Origin of the sequence: Trichocoleus desertorum AS-A10 (assembly GCF_039962155.1) — a bacterium.
Classification (GTDB): domain Bacteria; phylum Cyanobacteriota; class Cyanobacteriia; order FACHB-46; family FACHB-46; genus Trichocoleus.
This window is the reverse complement of record NZ_JAMPKN010000027.1, coordinates 36,622-52,725: the sequence shown is the minus strand read 5'-3', so window position 1 is coordinate 52,725 and position 16,104 is coordinate 36,622. Positions and strand designations below refer to the sequence as shown.

At 48.2% G+C, this 16,104-nt stretch carries 11 protein-coding genes; 7 read left to right on the top strand and 4 right to left on the bottom strand.

Annotated elements, in window-relative coordinates; translation table 11 throughout:
- Positions 1-281: 281 nt before the first annotated feature.
- From NDA01_RS23560 to NDA01_RS23530, 7 genes are all read left to right on the top strand, one after another.
- On the top strand, positions 282-5,258 hold the full coding sequence (locus NDA01_RS23560; protein ID WP_348229902.1) for a S8 family serine peptidase: 4,977 nt from the start codon (positions 282-284) through the stop codon (positions 5,256-5,258).
- A 246-nt stretch (positions 5,259-5,504) separates the two neighbouring features.
- Entirely contained in the window at positions 5,505-5,918 is a 414-nt protein-coding gene (locus NDA01_RS23555; protein WP_348229901.1) for a hypothetical protein, read from the top strand.
- A gap of 335 nt (positions 5,919-6,253) precedes the next feature.
- Positions 6,254-6,415 (top strand): hypothetical protein, encoded by a 162-nt coding sequence (locus NDA01_RS23550; protein ID WP_348229900.1) that lies wholly within the window; start codon positions 6,254-6,256, stop codon positions 6,413-6,415.
- A 15-nt stretch (positions 6,416-6,430) separates the two neighbouring features.
- Positions 6,431-6,925 carry a transposase gene (locus NDA01_RS23545; protein WP_348229899.1) on the top strand — a complete coding sequence of 165 codons (495 nt, stop codon included), beginning with the start codon at positions 6,431-6,433 and terminating at the stop codon, positions 6,923-6,925.
- Positions 6,926-7,017: 92 nt separating this feature from the next.
- Complete coding sequence (locus NDA01_RS23540; RefSeq protein ID WP_348229898.1) at positions 7,018-7,437, top strand: recombinase family protein; 420 nt, start codon at positions 7,018-7,020, stop codon at positions 7,435-7,437.
- Positions 7,438-7,571: 134 nt separating this feature from the next.
- Complete coding sequence (locus NDA01_RS23535) at positions 7,572-8,327, top strand: ParA family protein (RefSeq protein WP_348229897.1); 756 nt, start codon at positions 7,572-7,574, stop codon at positions 8,325-8,327.
- Positions 8,324-9,265, top strand: a complete 942-nt coding sequence (locus NDA01_RS23530) for a ParB/RepB/Spo0J family partition protein (RefSeq protein ID WP_348229896.1) — start codon at positions 8,324-8,326, stop codon at positions 9,263-9,265. Before NDA01_RS23535 ends, NDA01_RS23530 begins: the two co-directional genes overlap by 4 nt.
- Positions 9,266-9,346: 81 nt before the next feature.
- Here NDA01_RS23530 and drmC read toward each other — a convergent pair whose 3' ends face one another.
- Genes drmC through NDA01_RS23510 form a run of 4 tightly spaced genes read right to left on the bottom strand, consistent with a single transcriptional unit; the run spans position 9,347 to position 16,071 of the window.
- Positions 9,347-10,150, bottom strand: a complete 804-nt coding sequence (drmC, locus tag NDA01_RS23525; protein ID WP_348229895.1) for a DISARM system phospholipase D-like protein DrmC — start codon at positions 10,148-10,150, stop codon at positions 9,347-9,349.
- Positions 10,147-12,039 carry a DrmB family protein gene (gene drmB, locus NDA01_RS23520; RefSeq protein WP_348229894.1) on the bottom strand — a complete coding sequence of 631 codons (1,893 nt, stop codon included), beginning with the start codon at positions 12,037-12,039 and terminating at the stop codon, positions 10,147-10,149. Before drmB ends, drmC begins: the two co-directional genes overlap by 4 nt.
- Positions 12,036-15,434 carry a DISARM system helicase DrmA gene (gene drmA, locus NDA01_RS23515; protein WP_348229893.1) on the bottom strand — a complete coding sequence of 1,133 codons (3,399 nt, stop codon included), beginning with the start codon at positions 15,432-15,434 and terminating at the stop codon, positions 12,036-12,038. Before drmA ends, drmB begins: the two co-directional genes overlap by 4 nt.
- A gap of 31 nt (positions 15,435-15,465) precedes the next feature.
- Positions 15,466-16,071: a Uma2 family endonuclease gene (locus tag NDA01_RS23510; RefSeq protein WP_348229892.1), complete on the bottom strand. Its 606-nt coding sequence runs from the start codon at positions 16,069-16,071 to the stop codon at positions 15,466-15,468.
- Positions 16,072-16,104 lie beyond the last annotated feature (33 nt).

The window sequence follows — 16,104 nt, the reverse complement described above, 5'->3', positions numbered from 1 at the left end:
AACTCCTAGCAGATGCACCCGTAGGGATATTGGCGTGAGTTTAGACAGTAAGTGGAGTTACGGCCAATAGAAATCTTACAGGTTTATTGAAAGTTCACGAACAAACCTTGTTTTTTAAGTAACAAAAGTATTTTAAGTTTTTACGTGTATTCCCTTAGTGTTTTAGCTAGGTTATACCGTAGTGTTATCGAAACTTCATTCTGCACAACTTCGAATTAACCAGTGCAGTTTGGTTGTGCAATCGCCATTTAACTCTTCATCCATAAATTCAGGTGCTATCTATGAGGCTGTTTAATCGCTCTGCTAAGCGGCGTGCTGCTCAAGGTTTTGCTGCTCCAAACAATGTTCAAAGAGCGCAGACTCAAACCTTCATCCTTGAACCCATCTTGACGCCCAGTGGTTTGGTCGATGGAGGAGATGAGACACCTGACCTCGCTGTTTTAGACGCAGATGCGGCCTATAGTACGGATAGTGGAATTGTAAATATCAATCTCGATGCAGGAAGCACTGCTCCTTCAGATGCAGAGCTGGCAACAGATGGAGATAGCTTTCAGGAGCCAATCCCGAATGATACTAGCTCTACCCTAAATATGGATGTGGATGGGGAGCTAGGTGAAGGGATAGAGGACTTCCCTGATTTTGATATGGGTGATGAAGAGATTGAGCCCATTGCCTTTATCTATCAAGCTGACTTTGAGCCAACCGAATCCCCTGTTGATTTAGAGGAGAATATAGAGAGTTTTAATCTCAGTTCAAACTCCCCATTAGACTCAACAGAATTTGACATAGAAGCCGATGTTAAGACCGAGCTGAGCCTTGATGCAGATGATGCAGCACAAAGCGACATTGATGCTGAAGTTAGCGAGCAAAACATTGATCCCACAACTGTAACGGATGCTGAGCAAACGGCTGAGGAGTTACCAGAGGGTGAAGCAAGCACAGATGTAGAGATTGAGCTGACCGTTTTAGAAGAAGCACCCCCCAGAGTTAGGTTTGATTCTGGGGTCTTCACAGTGGGGGAGACTGGGGAAGTTGGGATTGATTTCTTGTTCGATGGCGGTAGCTACAAAGGTGAGCTAGCTGTCTTCAGTTTGGATGGAATGGAGCAGTTTGAACCTGGATCTGAAGCGTTTATTCAGGAAGCAGCCCGCCGTGCTTTAAGTGATTCTGATCTGGGTCATGTGGTCATTCGCGATCGCCTAGAAGCAGCCAAGTTTAGTGGCAGCTTAGGTGAGAGCACTAACTGGAACATGGGTGAATATCTGGGCGTGAAGACGTTTACCATGCGACCAGGCGATGAATTCGGCATCATGCTAGCGCCAAATGGTCAGGTTCAGACAGTTTTTGATAATCCAGCTGTTCATGGTGCGAAGCTGCCCTTGTTCTCAATGTCAACTGCTAACCCAGATGATGCTTTTCATGTGGGCCAAGCTGTAGATGTGACAGGCGAGGGTAACACCTTTGTTATGGAAGACCAACGAGTTGATAAAGGTAGCGACCGCGATTACAACGATTTAATTTTTCAGATTCGGGGAGCTACAGGTAAGGCAGCCTCCCTTGATGAATATATTGCCCCGGCAAAAGACTGGCGTCCCAGTGATATGGGACAAGCCTTGATTGAATACGCGAAGCCCTACATTACTCCAGATAATTCTATTGCTCCAAGCCTAATCATTCCAGCTTTGGAAGGTCCAGAACCTGTTCTATCAACAGCAGATCCTACAGTCTTAGATACAGCTGGCCCATACTCTGACGACCCAATTGACTTCAGTTCTACATCTTCAGATCCTCAGTCTCCAGAGCTGAGTTCAATTGCTCCGGATAAATCTTTTATTCCAACAACAGATCCTAATGATTCGAGCATTCTAGATTCAATTTCAACTTCAGCAATTGGTACAGAACATTTTGAGTTCTCTAAAGAAAACCAACCCCTAATAGGCATTATTGATACAGGATTCAGTACTAACAACCCTGACATTGACTACAGCAAAATCTTCTTGGGACGCGATCTCATTGATGGGGATGCTAACCCATTGCTGTTATCTGGGGAGGGAAATGAGCACGGTACCCATATTTTAGGGATTATTGGGGCGACTCAGGACAACGGAGTTGGAATTGATGGTATTAATGACGATGCACCCCTGTGGGTGGGACGTGCCGTTGGTTCTGGAAAATGGGCAGATTCTTTAGTTGAATTTGTAGATGCTGCTAAGGAGTCAGGACAACCAAATGCCGTAGTTAACCTCAGTCTTGACTTGACTCAAGTTAACCCCGATGGCAGTGTAACGACCCGATATGAGTTTACTCCGGCTGAGAGGGCAGCGATTGAATATGCCCGTCAGCATAATGTACTGATTGTGGCAGCGGCTGGTAATGATGGCGGTGTGATGTCCGTACTAGGTCAAGCTTCGCAGGAGTTTGACAACATTATCACTGCAGGTGCGGCTGAACGAATTAATGGCGAAGTAGCACTCTCCAAAGCTTTTGACCGCGATGCTTATTCATCTTATGGTAGCGGTTTGGATATTATGGCTCCCGGTGGAACAGTTGAGAATCCAGAACTGTCTACCACTGGCGATGGTGTAGGTGCAATGGCAGGAACTTCTATAGCCAGTGCTAAAGTCACAGGTGCAGTGTCTCAGGTTTGGGCGGCCAACTCTAGTTTGAGCTACCGCCAAGTGATTGAAATTCTCAAGAATAGTGCAACCGATCTGAAAACGCCGGGATGGGATGGCGAAACAGGTGCTGGTTTACTGAATATAGCTGCGGCAGTGCATTTGGCAAAGGCAACAAAACCCGAAGAATATGATGTGCCAGCGACGCTAATTCCTGAGACTTGGAGTGGTGAAGGAAGGGTAACTCCTACTGAACGGGCAGCTTCAACTGAATTCATGGGCAAATATTATGAGTGGGAGTCATACACAATTCGGTCTGGAGATACGCTGAGTGCTATTGCTTATCGAACCATGGGCAATGGAACAGTATCCTATTACAACTTTATTGCCCAGAGAAATGGTATTGCTAATCCCAATCTAATTTATCCAGGTCGCACGATCCAGGTTCCACGAGAAGTCTCTGCTCCAGCACCTCAGCCACAACCCACAACTCCTGACTGGCAAAGAGCAATTGAAAATGAATGGCAACAGACCAAGCACTTACTCGGTAACCCCACGAGCGAGTATAAGGATGCAACGCGATCGCCGCAAGGGACGAGTGGTAAATACCGCGACTACGAAAACGGTACGATTCATTGGACGCCGCAGCATGGTGCTGTTGCTGTCTGGATTGATTTGCAACGGGAATATAGCGAATACTACTCTCCAAGCGGCTCTGGGGGTTGGCTAGGCTTCCCCACGCGGCGGGAGTATCCGTGGAACGGTGGAATGCGAACAGATTTTGAAGGTGGATACATCTATTGGAACGGGCAACGGGCAAAAGCTTATCGTTCTTGGGAGATGCCAAATGGTACTCAACCTAATCCGCAACCACAGCCAATTCCTCAAGTTCCGATTAATGACAAATCTGATAATTATCGTAAAGGGCCAGTGAACCCCTTTGCCTATAACTGGATAGGACAATGCACTTGGTATACCTATGGTCGAATGCTGGAAACTGGGTTGCTACCCGCAGCTATTAAGGCCAATGCTTTGTTCCGCGGTCATGCGGGAACATGGAAGCGAGATGCCGAAAGGGTGGGCTTGCCTGTCACCTCTACACCAACCGCTGGTGCACGAGGGATTGTAGTCTGGCCTCCCAATGTCAAAGGCGCTGGAAGTGTAGGACACGTTGCCTTCTTGGAAGAGGTCTACCCTGATGGTCGCATCCGCATTACTGAGGCGAACTGGCCTACAGGTAGTTGGGTTAAGGAACGTATCCTAACTCCGGCTCAATATGCTGGAGTGTCTTTTGTCCGTCTGGAAAATGCTCAGACAAATTCCTATTACACACCTCCAGCAACGCCTGGACAGCAGCGACAGTACATTGTCCGCTCCGGTGATACGTTATCAGGAATCGCCCAGCGTGAACTGGGGAATGCTAACCGTTGGCGTGAAATTCAGAAACCAGGCGGCGGTACGTTTACTGAAGCTGAGGCACGGCTGATACAACCAGGACAATCGGTTTATTTACCTGTAAGTTATCAGTCAGGACCAGGTACACCTATTACTCCTGTTCCTAATTCTAAACCAACGCCTGCTGGTATCAACATCATCAGTACGTCTCCAGTGAGCGGACGAGGTGTACTAAAAGCTAACACTAACTTCCGCTCGTACCCCTGGGTAAACCCAAGTACAAACCCCACTCTGCTGTCCGCGAACACTGTCTTCACGCTGGTTGAGTACTTAAAGACAAATGACCATACATACCCTTATTGGTATAAAGTACAGCTTGACAACGGTCAAAGAGGATACCTCTGGGCTAATAATGTTCAGAAAATTAACTTTGGAAATCAGCTACCTAGAACAGGTGTAGGTGCAGACGAAATTCCAGATATTAATTCTCTATCGCTGTCTACGAATAGCTCCGACCTAGCTACAACTTACAGGATTGGTTCCCCCACTCGACCTGACATTAAGCACGATGACGGTTTTTCAAAATTCCCCAAAGAGTCACCGACATGGAATGACTATCTCCTTTTTGAAGAATGGAGGTTGAAGGCGAACGTAGCTTGGACACCCAACCCCTGGAGATATTTACCGGATGGAGCAGCAGCGTACTTTCATTACCAGGATGGTAGAGGGGCAAACCGCAATTTCTCTTATGACACGTTTGTTAATGATGATGCAAACGGTAAGATTGCACTGAGAAACTTGATTCTTGATGCACAGAGTGGAGCCGAGAACCTTTATCGTCAAATCATTGTACAATACCCTGCCTACGCGAGTAAGGAAGTCCAGTTCAACATAACCAGCAGTCCAATTGTGGTTGGTAGCGATCCGAGATTTCCTTACCCTGAGACGGAAAATTGGGAAAAAGCGATAGGTGGCCACTCAGTATGGTTAAGTAGTTCAGTAACTGTCACCCCTGGTCAAACACCAAGCTACAAGCTGAATTTTACACTGCACGCTGAGGATCGGTATAACTTCAATCCAGGCCAGTCAGACATTGCATCTGGAACTCCTGATGCAGAAAATGGAAGGCTTGTAGTTGTTGGTTTGGCTAATGAGTATATGCAATACTCGACTTTAGAACGTGAGGTTACTTGGAAAGAAGGCGATCTGAATGGTGCAACAGTTAGCAACGGTTCAGGTCGGCGCTAAGTTTTTAATTTTGGCGTTGCTGAAAAGTAATGATTTTTCCACGAAAGAGCCTGTTCTGGGGATAGCTATATCGTTATCAAATCAGCAACGCCTTAATTTTTAATTAGGTTGGGCGTTTAGAGAATACTACAAACTATGACTTCAAAATTATGGGTTTCAGTTAGAAGTCTGCTATTTGTCTCGTTCTTTGTCCTACTGCTCAGTTGTCAACCATCGCAAGTCAAACCTAAACTAGCTTCAAATAATATGGCAGTCTCTACCAATGTCAAAACATTAGGCAAGTATATTAGCTTGCCCAGTCCGCCAATTAGAGTTTTCTGGCAGACAATGAACATTACTAAACCGAGCTTAGCACCTGGGCCTACGGATTGGTCATTGATTGGAGTTCTCACATTCAGTGAGGAGGCACTTGAAAATATCATGCAAGAATCAGTTCGCTCTCAGCAAATGAATCGCCCATATATCCAAGAACAGTTTGTCTTAGATTGGTTTCCTCTAGAGCTGAAAAACAGCTTAACACCATCTGAGACACCCGGTTTTTTAAGAATTAATCAGGATGGCTATGAGCCTGACTTTTTCGAAAAAGCACCTCTCCTGCATGGTTACTTCGTTAGGGTTGGAAAAACTACAGATGTCTTTCTTTATCTTCATACACAATGAAGAAAAACCGCGATTACACCAACAACTAAGTACAGGACAAAGTCTTGCAAAGCCTGATTCATAAGGGTTTCATAAGAATTACCACATTCTTTAACCATGAAACCCTTATGAATTAGGTTACTCCGCTTACAGAAGGTACTGGAATGGGCCAATCTCAAACTGGCATCCGTTGTCACTGATATTAGTGGCGTGTCTGCCAGAGCCATGCTCAAAGCGCTAGCAAGGGAACCGAGAACCCAGAAGCTCTAGCAGAGCATGCAAAAGGACGACTGCGGCGCAAACAACCTGCCTCAAGCGAAGCCCTCACAGGCTGAGTACGAGAACATCATCGCTTTTTGATCCAAACCCACCTCGAACAACTGGAGTTCCTCGAAACTCATCTGCAACAGTTCGATGAGCGCATTGAGCAGTTAATTCAGTCTCAATCTCCCCCAATTCACTCTGAGCATCCCAGACCTTCCGACTCCTCTTGCCCTGATGGCTTTGAGGGATGGTGATCATGGCAGCAGACAATGACGCTCCTCGATACCATTCCTGGGGTGGCTCGTCGCAGTGCCGAACTGCTGTTGGCAGAAGTCGGGGTAGATATGGGGTGCTTTCCCAGTGCGGCTCACTTGTGTAAGTGGGCGGGAATTTGTCCGGGTAATCATGAGAGTGCAGCCAACGATAATTCGGATAAGACGCCCCCGAATTATCGTTGGCTGCGGGGGATGTTGGTGCAGATGGCGAATGCGGCGGTGCGCTGTAGAACCTCCTACTTTGCCAGCGCCTATCGTCGCTTAGACCCGAGACGAGGGCACAAGCGAGCAATCATTGCCGTGGCCCATCGATTGTTGATCGCGGTCTATCACATGTTGAAGCAACATCAGTCCTATCGTGATTACCGGGCTAGCGACACTGGGCAGCGCTCTCAATCACAACGTTTGAAGAAACAGCAGGTGGAACGGTTAGGCTATCAGGTTCAACTCGTTCCGCTTACCTTGCTCAACCACAGGTGTAGAGCTTGATTTTCAAAGCATGTTTAATCAACTCATCAATTAATCTATGTTTCAAAACGTCATAGCACTGATGAGTTCTGATACGTTAGCACTACGATATTTTGACTGCTGCAATGTTGAGCGGGTACGAACGAGTCTCTGCAGATGATCAAAACTTGACTCTGCAACACAATGCACTGCTAGATACAGGTTGCGATCGCGTTTTCTCAGACAAGATGAGCGGAGCCAAAGCCGATCGCCTTGAGCTGAAACAAGCTTTTAACTTTGCTTGGCCAGGAGACACGTTAGTCGTCTGGCGGTTCAACTGCTTAGGGCGATCGCTCAAAGACTTGATTACTTTGGTTGAGGAATTGGAGGGGCGCAAGATTGGATTCCGATCGCTTCAAGAGAGTATTGATACAACCCTAGTTGTGGCTGATGCTGGCGGCAAACTGCTTACAAAATCCATTAACTTCCCAGAAGATTTGGGTCATATCCAGGCGCGATACGCTCGAGAACATCAGCTAGGCCTAATTCTTTAAATCCAGTCTCAGCTTTTCTTTTGCCAATTGCCACTCCGTCGAATTGATGTTTTTCTGTAAACTCTTAACTATTAAGCGTAGAGTTGCTTCCGAAAAAGCTCTTCAGTTGAAAACCTCTTAAAAAGTAATATTTTATGGGTCGAGTTATTTCACTTTTTAATCAGGCTGGTGGAGTTGGAAAATCAACTCTAGCTTTGAACATAGGCTATGGTCTGGCCAAAAGAAAACGTCGAGTGCTTCTAGTGGACATGGACCCCCAATCATCATTAACTACCTTTCTTGGAGTGGACCCAGGACAAGTAGACCGTAGCGTTTATCATGCGATCGTACCGGAAGAGCAATTGCCGATCCTGAAAAATATCCACAAGATGGATCTCGTACCCGCTCAACTCAAGCTTTCAGATGCAGAGCAGGAGTTGGTAACTGCTTATATGCGAGATACCCGGCTCAAAGATGCCTTAGAGCCAGTCCAGGAGCAGTATGATTTCATCCTGATTGACTGTCCACCCAGTTTAGGAATGTTGAGCTACATTTCGTTGGTAGCTTCTGACTATATTCTGGTCCCGATTCAGACTCAATTCAAGGCGTTTCAGGGAACTGATATGCTTTTGCAGACGCTTCAGAAAGTGAAGGCTAAGCCAAACCGTAAGCTACAGATTGCAGGCTTTATCCCGACCATGTATGACGGACGCAATTCTCATGATGAGTTGACGTTGAAGGCCATCCAAGAACAACTTGCTCCCATTGCGAAGGTTTTTCCGTTTATTCCTAAGTCAACTACATTTGCAGATGCTTCAATGGAACGAGTTCCCTTAGCGGTGTACAGCCCAAAGCACCCAGCTAAGAAAATACTAGATGGATTAGCGAAAGACTTGGAGAAGTTGGCATGAATCGAAAGCGAGAGCGTGTGTTTGGAGGCAAGATCACAGCTCCAGTCACTTTATTTGAAAATGTGGAGGTCTCGTCCTCGCCGGAGAAGTTGGCGATCGCCCAAATTCAGCTTCCTGCTCAACAGCCTCGTCGCTATTTCGATCCTCAAAAGATGGAGCAGTTGGTATGCTCCGTTAAAGAGCATGGCATCTTAGAGCCCCTACTTGTTCGTACGCTTGAGCATTCAGATAGCTATGAATTGGTCGCTGGCGAACGGCGTTACCGTGCTGCTCAGGATGCAGGATTAACTGAAGTGCCGGTTATCATCCGCGATCTGTCCGATGAGCAAGCCATTCAAATTGCTTTAATTGAAAACCTTCAGCGTGAGGACCTCAACCCTATCGAAGAAACAGAAGGGGTATTGCAACTTCTATCTTTAAAGCTTCAAATCCCGATTATTGAGGTGCCAAAGCTTCTTTACCGGATGCAGCATGAAGCTAAAGGTGAGGTTGCCCATAACGTTATGGGCAATGACGAAAATAGAGCGGTCCAAGAGGTGTTTGCTAATTTAGGAACGATGGCTTGGGAATCTTTTGTCAACAATCGGCTTCCTCTGCTTAATCTTCCACAAGACGTTTTAGAGTTTTTGCGTCAAGGGAAGCTTGCCTATACAAAAGCCCAGGCGATCGCTCGAGTCAAGGACGATAATCAGCGTCGGAATTTGTTGAAGCAAGCCATTTCTCAGGATCTTTCACTGACCCAAATTAAAGAGGAAATTTCTAGGCTTAGGGCGGCTTGGATAGCGGATGATGAGCAGAGTACACCATCTCTAAAAGGGCAGATTGATGATGCCTTGCGTCTGATCAAGCGATCCAAAGTCTGGACAGACACGAAAAAACAAAAGCGCTTAGAGAAAGTCTTGGCAGAGCTTAAATCCTTGATCTCCGATGCTGAATAGTTGAATTACGAGCTACTGGAGTGCTTTGAAAGGAATAAATGATTCTTTGAAACCCTCTCTCAATGCAATCGAAGACAAGGCTCAGAGCCCTGGTACTTTTTGGAGAATCTTTTGAGTCACTAACATCTCAAATTGAGAACGGATAGCTCTTGCAGTAACTCGATTAGAAATCAAAACTCCCGCCTCAATGTTGCGTTTATGAGCTGCTTCTGTAAAATTGGCTGAGGTAATAAAGACTCGCTCTTCATCAACTACAACACATTTAGCATGTAGGCACGCATTAGCATTAGTGGATAACTCGAGTGCCCTTGGGTCATGAAATACCTCTGGTAATTTTTGTCCTGGCCAAACGTGTTTGCGAAAATTTTCTGAAAATTGCCGTAACAAAATAGAAGCTGGCATCTTATCGTTGTACTGGCGTTTGACGTTCAGGAACATTCGGACGCTGAGTTGAGGCTTGGCATTCATCCGATCTACTAATGGACGAAATAGCTCATGCCCTTTAGCTCCTTGATCGATCGCAAAGCTAGAAATGAGAACGCTGTGACAGGCACTACTGAACAACTCTCGTACCACCACTGCCGTCTCTCTACTTTCAGTCCCAATCGCTTCAGGGCCTGTCCAGACTAGATCAACCTGCTCTTGTTTTTGATGAGAGACTGCTCGTTCCTGTGCCAGCAATTTCAGCATGTAAGCTATGTGTGCTGTATCCATTCCTTGCTGGCGCAACTTGTTGAGCTCGCTCGAGATTACAGCTCCAAGTTCTTCTGGAACGTAGCTGGCCAAAGAGAATCGGTGGACCGGAAAACTGAGCCGTCCCATCTCCAATGCAGCAGCCAATCCACTCAGGGCAGGACGACTCAAACTCAGGAAAGGAGCCATCATTGCAGTGTATCTGGAAAGAACTCAGATCCCAACCCTGCTACTGTGTTCACTATCAATGCCCGATCCAACATTTCATTACGGCGTTCACAGGAGGTTTCAGCAATCAACAAGCAGCCATGACATGCCGCACCATGCAGCAGACGGTCTTCCTGTTCATCATTGGGTTGATGCTGGGCACAAACTGGATCATTAGAGCATAGCCGCCCATACTCCAAAGCCTTGCCCAGATGATACTCAATGCGTCTACCCACCTCAACGAGTCCGCCGAGAGTTCCTTCTGAACCTGAGGTTCCGGTATGCAGCAAGATCCCATAACCAATCTCGTCAAAGGCATAAATCCGTTCACGAATTGCACTAGAGGCGTAGCCACAATCGAGCGACACTGCGGTAATGAGCAAATGGGAAAGGGAGTGCAACATGATGTAAGCTGCCCCTGGAAATCTTGCTTTATCACGGGGAATGCCTCTAGTGTCTAGCCACTTGTAAAAGCCCTGTTCTAGCTTCTGGGTACGAGCTTTTACAGCTGGGCGCTTTAGCCACTGCTCGATCGCTGCTTTATTGAGACTGATAAAAACCCCTTCACCCAGATTCTCGATCGTCGGTACCCATTTGGGCTCGAAGTCTAAATCTGCCCGACGGATATTAATCGCCAAGTCATCGATTTCACCTTCAATGTTGGACATTGCAGCTTCAAAGCGGGTGAATCCGATGAGTGCAACGACTTCACGCAGGCGATGAACTAGAACAACGCGATCAATAGACGATCGCCACTTTGAATCGAGTGTGTCAAGGCGACGAGCGTAACCCTGAAACTCCTGGTCACCAGACGGAACCTCTTTACCCATTTCTTCTGGGCAGGCGAGCAAAGCTTCTAGTTCCACCTGCTTAATACTTTTTTCTGGGGTAGTCAGCCCACTTTTACGGCGCTTAATTTCTGTCCAAACAGTATTGGCTCCAAACCCAGCGAGATCGGCAAATTTAGGCTTTTTGAGTTCCTTTTGAATATCTGTCAGATCCTCGGCATATTGCAAATCTTCTTCGTAAAAACGATCAACCGCCTTCTTGAGTTCAGCGTCTTGATCTGGCATGGAAATAACACTGAGGATTTGGGTGAAATAAGCATTGCTCGCAGAACGTACCAGCAAACGGTTGTACTCTGGTTGATTCGTTTCAACAATGTCACCAGCCTTGTTGATAACGTGTCCCACACAAGCCTCTTGCCCGCGTGAACTAAGCCAGGGGCGATGCCCTAGGCACTTTCCTAGCACTTTGGAATCTTTTAGTTTTGCTTCAGAAAGCGGTCGTCGTTTGCCACATTCGCAACGAACAAAGATTTCTTCAAAGTCATTCCCAGAACCGCCTTCATCTAACCAGAGTGGCCTGCGGCAGGGTGTCTCAAAATCGTTATGAGCAAACGCATACCAGTTAATGTCGCTCAAGTGCCCATTGGTACAGGCTTGGACAAAGCGAACGGGCACCGCCTGAACTTGTTTGCCCTCAAATTTCAATCCATCTTTGACTGCGCTCCAGGAGACTAATGGGCGCGTGCGGTAGACCTTCCGATTGATTTCAAAGGTTCGGTCTACTTGAGCTAAAAACCAGGTCGGGAAGACAAAGGCATCAATCCCAGTCATGGCTGCTTGAGGATCGTTGGATTTCTGGGGTGGGGTATAAAGCTGAATGTCCTGTCCGTCTAGAAGCCTCAGACTTTTTGCTACTTTATATCGCAGACGGTCTTCCCGAATAAATTGGCGATCGCCTTTCCAGTACGTCAGCCCAGAAATCACCACAGAGCGAGTCGGCAAATCAACCATTGAGCCGGGACCAAAGGTGGTCAGAACTTGGCTCTGACGCAATTCGCCGCTAGGTTTGCGTTTCTTATCACTCATTTGCTTTCGTCCTCCACGCTCATGCCATAGGGATCTCGCACCCACAGATTGACGGTTGCTTCCACCTCCCGCAAACTGCGATACGCCTTAAATTTTTGTCGTTCCAATGGTTCTTTATCCGTGTCCGGGTTTAAGGCATCGAGCAATAATGCAGGTGCTAAATCCGCTTCCCGCTGATATTGCAGCCGCTTATCCCGATCGGCAATCTGTTTCCAAGTATCAATCAAATCCAGTACCTGTGCTCTCACCTGTTGGCGTAGCGTACTCGTCGTCATCGCATTTAAGTCGGGACTGTGAGCCTCAGCTCGACTGACAATTGTTTCAATCACGGCATCAATGGCATCCGCTTGGCTAGCAATATTCGAGGCTCCCAAAGCAGAGGTCATTTCTGGAATACTCAGACGAGCCAGCGCTACAACCACACCTGCTAAGCCTCGATCGAGAGCTCGTGGCGAAAACGGGGTGACGCTAGTAGCTTCCACTGCCCGGTAGAAACTGTTATGCCAGCTTTGGAACCGCTCGTAGTGAGAGCGATCGCGAGGGCGATGAATATTCAGCAGCGTCACAACTAAACCTGGCTTCTTCGCCTCTCGGCCCACTCGGCTAGTGGCTTGAATGTATTCAGCCGCTGTCTTCGGTTGCCCTAAAACGACCATCAATCCCAGTCGCACGATATCAAGACCGACTGAAATCATATTAGTGGCGAGCGCAACATCAACGCGCTCTTCCTCATGAAATGGGAGTGCTAGACGACGCTTCGTATTGGCAACTTTGTTGGTACTGACCCGCGACGTAAGTTCTTCTGGTTCATCGTCAATCTTGCGGTTGGAGAACGGTCCAGCTGACTCCCCATGCCGCAAGCGATCGCCATATTTAGCGAGTCGGGAGCTGACCTCATCTTCCACAATCCGGCGGCTTCCCCCTAGTTCACGCAGAGAGTTGAAGTATCCCATCAACGTCATGTAAGGATCAGCGGGATTGTCTTTGTTGCGCTTGCCGCCCTGTTCTACATATTGCTTATAAGCAGCTGCCATTAATGCCAGGTAGGTTCTCAGCAAAACCACTTTTAGGCTACGCCCTTGAGCGGCAACCCCCAGATAGAGACGCCCAGGGACTTCAAAATCTGTTTTGGCAAAGAAAGAATCATGCCGCTCAGGGCTCGGCGGTGGAAAAATATCAACATGGCTGCGTCCAAAAAGCGCCTGAATCTGGCGACTAGCTCGGCGGACGGTTGCAGTGGACGCGATGATTTTGGGTCGAATCAGTTTGTCATTTTCTGTATAGGAACAGAGGGTGTCGATCGCTGTTTCATACAGCCCAACCATCGTGCCTAGTGGGCCAGATATCAGATGTAACTCATCTTGAATTACCAGATCTGGGGGTGGCAAATAATGCTCCATTCGCTTGCCCGCCACTGTCGGATCTCCAGCGCTATAAAATCCCTCGCCCTCGTTGTAGTGGCTGACGCGCCCAAACAGTGCGCCCGTTTGTCCAACCCAAGGAAGTGCCGCAAACTTGTCAACTGTGGCAATGATAAAACAGGGCAATCGTCGATAAATTGGTTCATCCACAGCAAGAATCGGTAGGGGGTTGCGGCTGCGGAAATCACAATCTCGGTTGACGCAAGCCACCGTAAGATTTTTTGGGGCATCTTCGGTTGGGTGCAGCTGAAAGGAGTTGGCAGAAAACTTCTCTCCACACCAGGGACAACGCTCTAAGGGAATGGGGGAAGACTTGCTTTTGCTATCTCGTTTGAATGCGAGAGTGCGTTCACGGGCGGAGTATTCATCTTTATCCCCCCGCTTACCCATTTTATTAGGGGTAGCACTTTGACCCACCCAAAGCCCAATCTCAAAAGGCAGCTGACCTAACTTAGCTGGATCTTTCTGCCGTTCTAGTTCTAAAGCACAGATCAGACGAGCTGCTCGCTCCAATTGATCCAAAGTGAGCAGCCGTAGGGTATAGCGCATTAACACACTCATTCCCGATGACTGTATTCCTGGATGCTTGAGGCGGCGCAGTACCAGCGTAAAAGCTGCCAGTCCCAAATAAGCTTCGGTTTTGCCGCCGCCTGTGGGGAAAAACAGCAGATCAACAATTTCTCGATTGTGGTGATTGGGTTGAGCAATGCTGACTAGATTGAGGAGGATAAAGGCAAGCTGAAAGGGTCGCCACTCAGGAGGGTCAAAGCTGTCCGGTGGTGCACCTCGGTCTTGACTTAATTGGCGACGACGGGCGACCTCGACGACTCTATTGGCAATCCGAAATGCCTCTAGAACGGTGGCATCATTTAGGGCATGAAGACCCGCATCAATGCGATCGCAGGCGCGACTGGCATCGTTCAACAATTGGGCGACTTTTTCAGCATACGGTGGTGCGAGTGGGGTATTGCGCTGAGCCTCAATCCAAGTGCGATATTCCGTCACCATTGGGTTAAGCATCTGCCGAATGGCATCCGCACTTTCCGCATCAGCTAAAGCTTTCATGCCCAATCTCACACCTGCGATCGGGGCGGGCTCAACTCTGGGCACAGTGGCGGTGGGAATCCAAGTCGTGCAGACCTCCGTGCAGTGACCCGGATGCATCGAGTGGGCCAGCGCTGAAACGTTGTGACCAACCGCAAACTCGTAATCATGGCGATATTGGAGACTGGCAACTGCTTCATCCCAATCGTCGCTGTCCACACCCCGCAGGTCTGAGCGAGGCACAAATCCCGCCGCACACTGCACCATCAGGCAGGTTTGGAAGGCGAAGGTGGTATCTTTCTCGCTGGCTTGCATCTTGCGATAGTTCACCAGAAAAATAGACACCGAAAGGGTCCCCACCTCAAACCGAGGGTCGTGAACCGGACGGGAGTTGACGACTAGGGTTAACCCACTGCCACCAGGGATATCGATTTCAAAGGAGTCCTCGACGGCTGCGATTGGCACAGTGAGGGTTGCTGCTTGGGGAAGACGCTTCCATCCCTGAGGCTTTCGTTTCTTTTGCTCGTCTGACTCTTGAGTTTCAGAGGTGTCCCCTTCCAGTTCAATGGGAAGATAGTCGCCCCAACTGGCTGTGGCTTGCAGCTCTTTGGTTTGCTGCGAGACCAGGAAACTCAGCCCCATAGACGAGGGGAACAATGCTTTCCGAGCTGCGGCGGCTTCGGGAGTTTGGCTATCTTCGCTAGAGTCCCCTGCCCCGACCTCATCTGATATCTCATCTGCGGTGGGATCGGAGCGATCGTCAGGTTTTGCCCCAAAGGGAGCTAGGAAACCAGTGAGATACCACTTGGAAGGAGCTTGGGTTAGCACTTCCTCAGCGTGCTCGGTGTCGGTGGGTTGGGGACCTACTAGGTCAAGCTGGAGAGCATTGACTAAGGTGGAGCGAATTTCAGCGGAGATGAGTTGGGGCACAAACACTAACCTGATTAAGATTCAGGGACAGCTAACGAGGCAGGATATCGTCTAGACGAAGCTGAAGATGGGGCAGTAGGGGAGAGTGGATGGGTTGCCCTAGGCGATATTGCTGAAGGGTATATTCTTCGCCTGCAAGTTGACAGACCGTTAAGGTGGGTTGTTTGGGTTTGCCAATAAAAGCGATGCCGCCTAAGCCGCGATAGTCCACAATCCAGTATTCAGGAATGCCAAGCAGTGCATATTCTTCAACTTTGCGGGCGTAATCAGTCTCCCAGTTGGTGCTGACTACTTCCACAACTAGCTTGATTGATCGCCCCAGCGTAATGACGGGTTCGTATTCCCATCGAGGTTCGCTAGAAAGCACAGTTTCATCTAAAACAACAACGTCGGGGCGGCGAGCTGTAGCAGTGTCAGAGAAGGGACGAATTAGGCAAGTGCGGGGAATAAACCAGGGGTGTTGTGCCTCAGTGATGGCGATGCCAATTTTGGTTGCCAGTTTGCCGCCAACCGCTTCGTGCGGTCCCGTTGGTTCCATGTCGATGAGTTCTCCGTCGGCGAGTTCGTAGCGAAAGTCATCACTATAGTGGGCGATGAATTCATCGAAGGTGAGGGTTTGAGTGGGAGTGTAGGTCATGGCACTGGCTCCTGGTTAGAATTCACCTGCCTT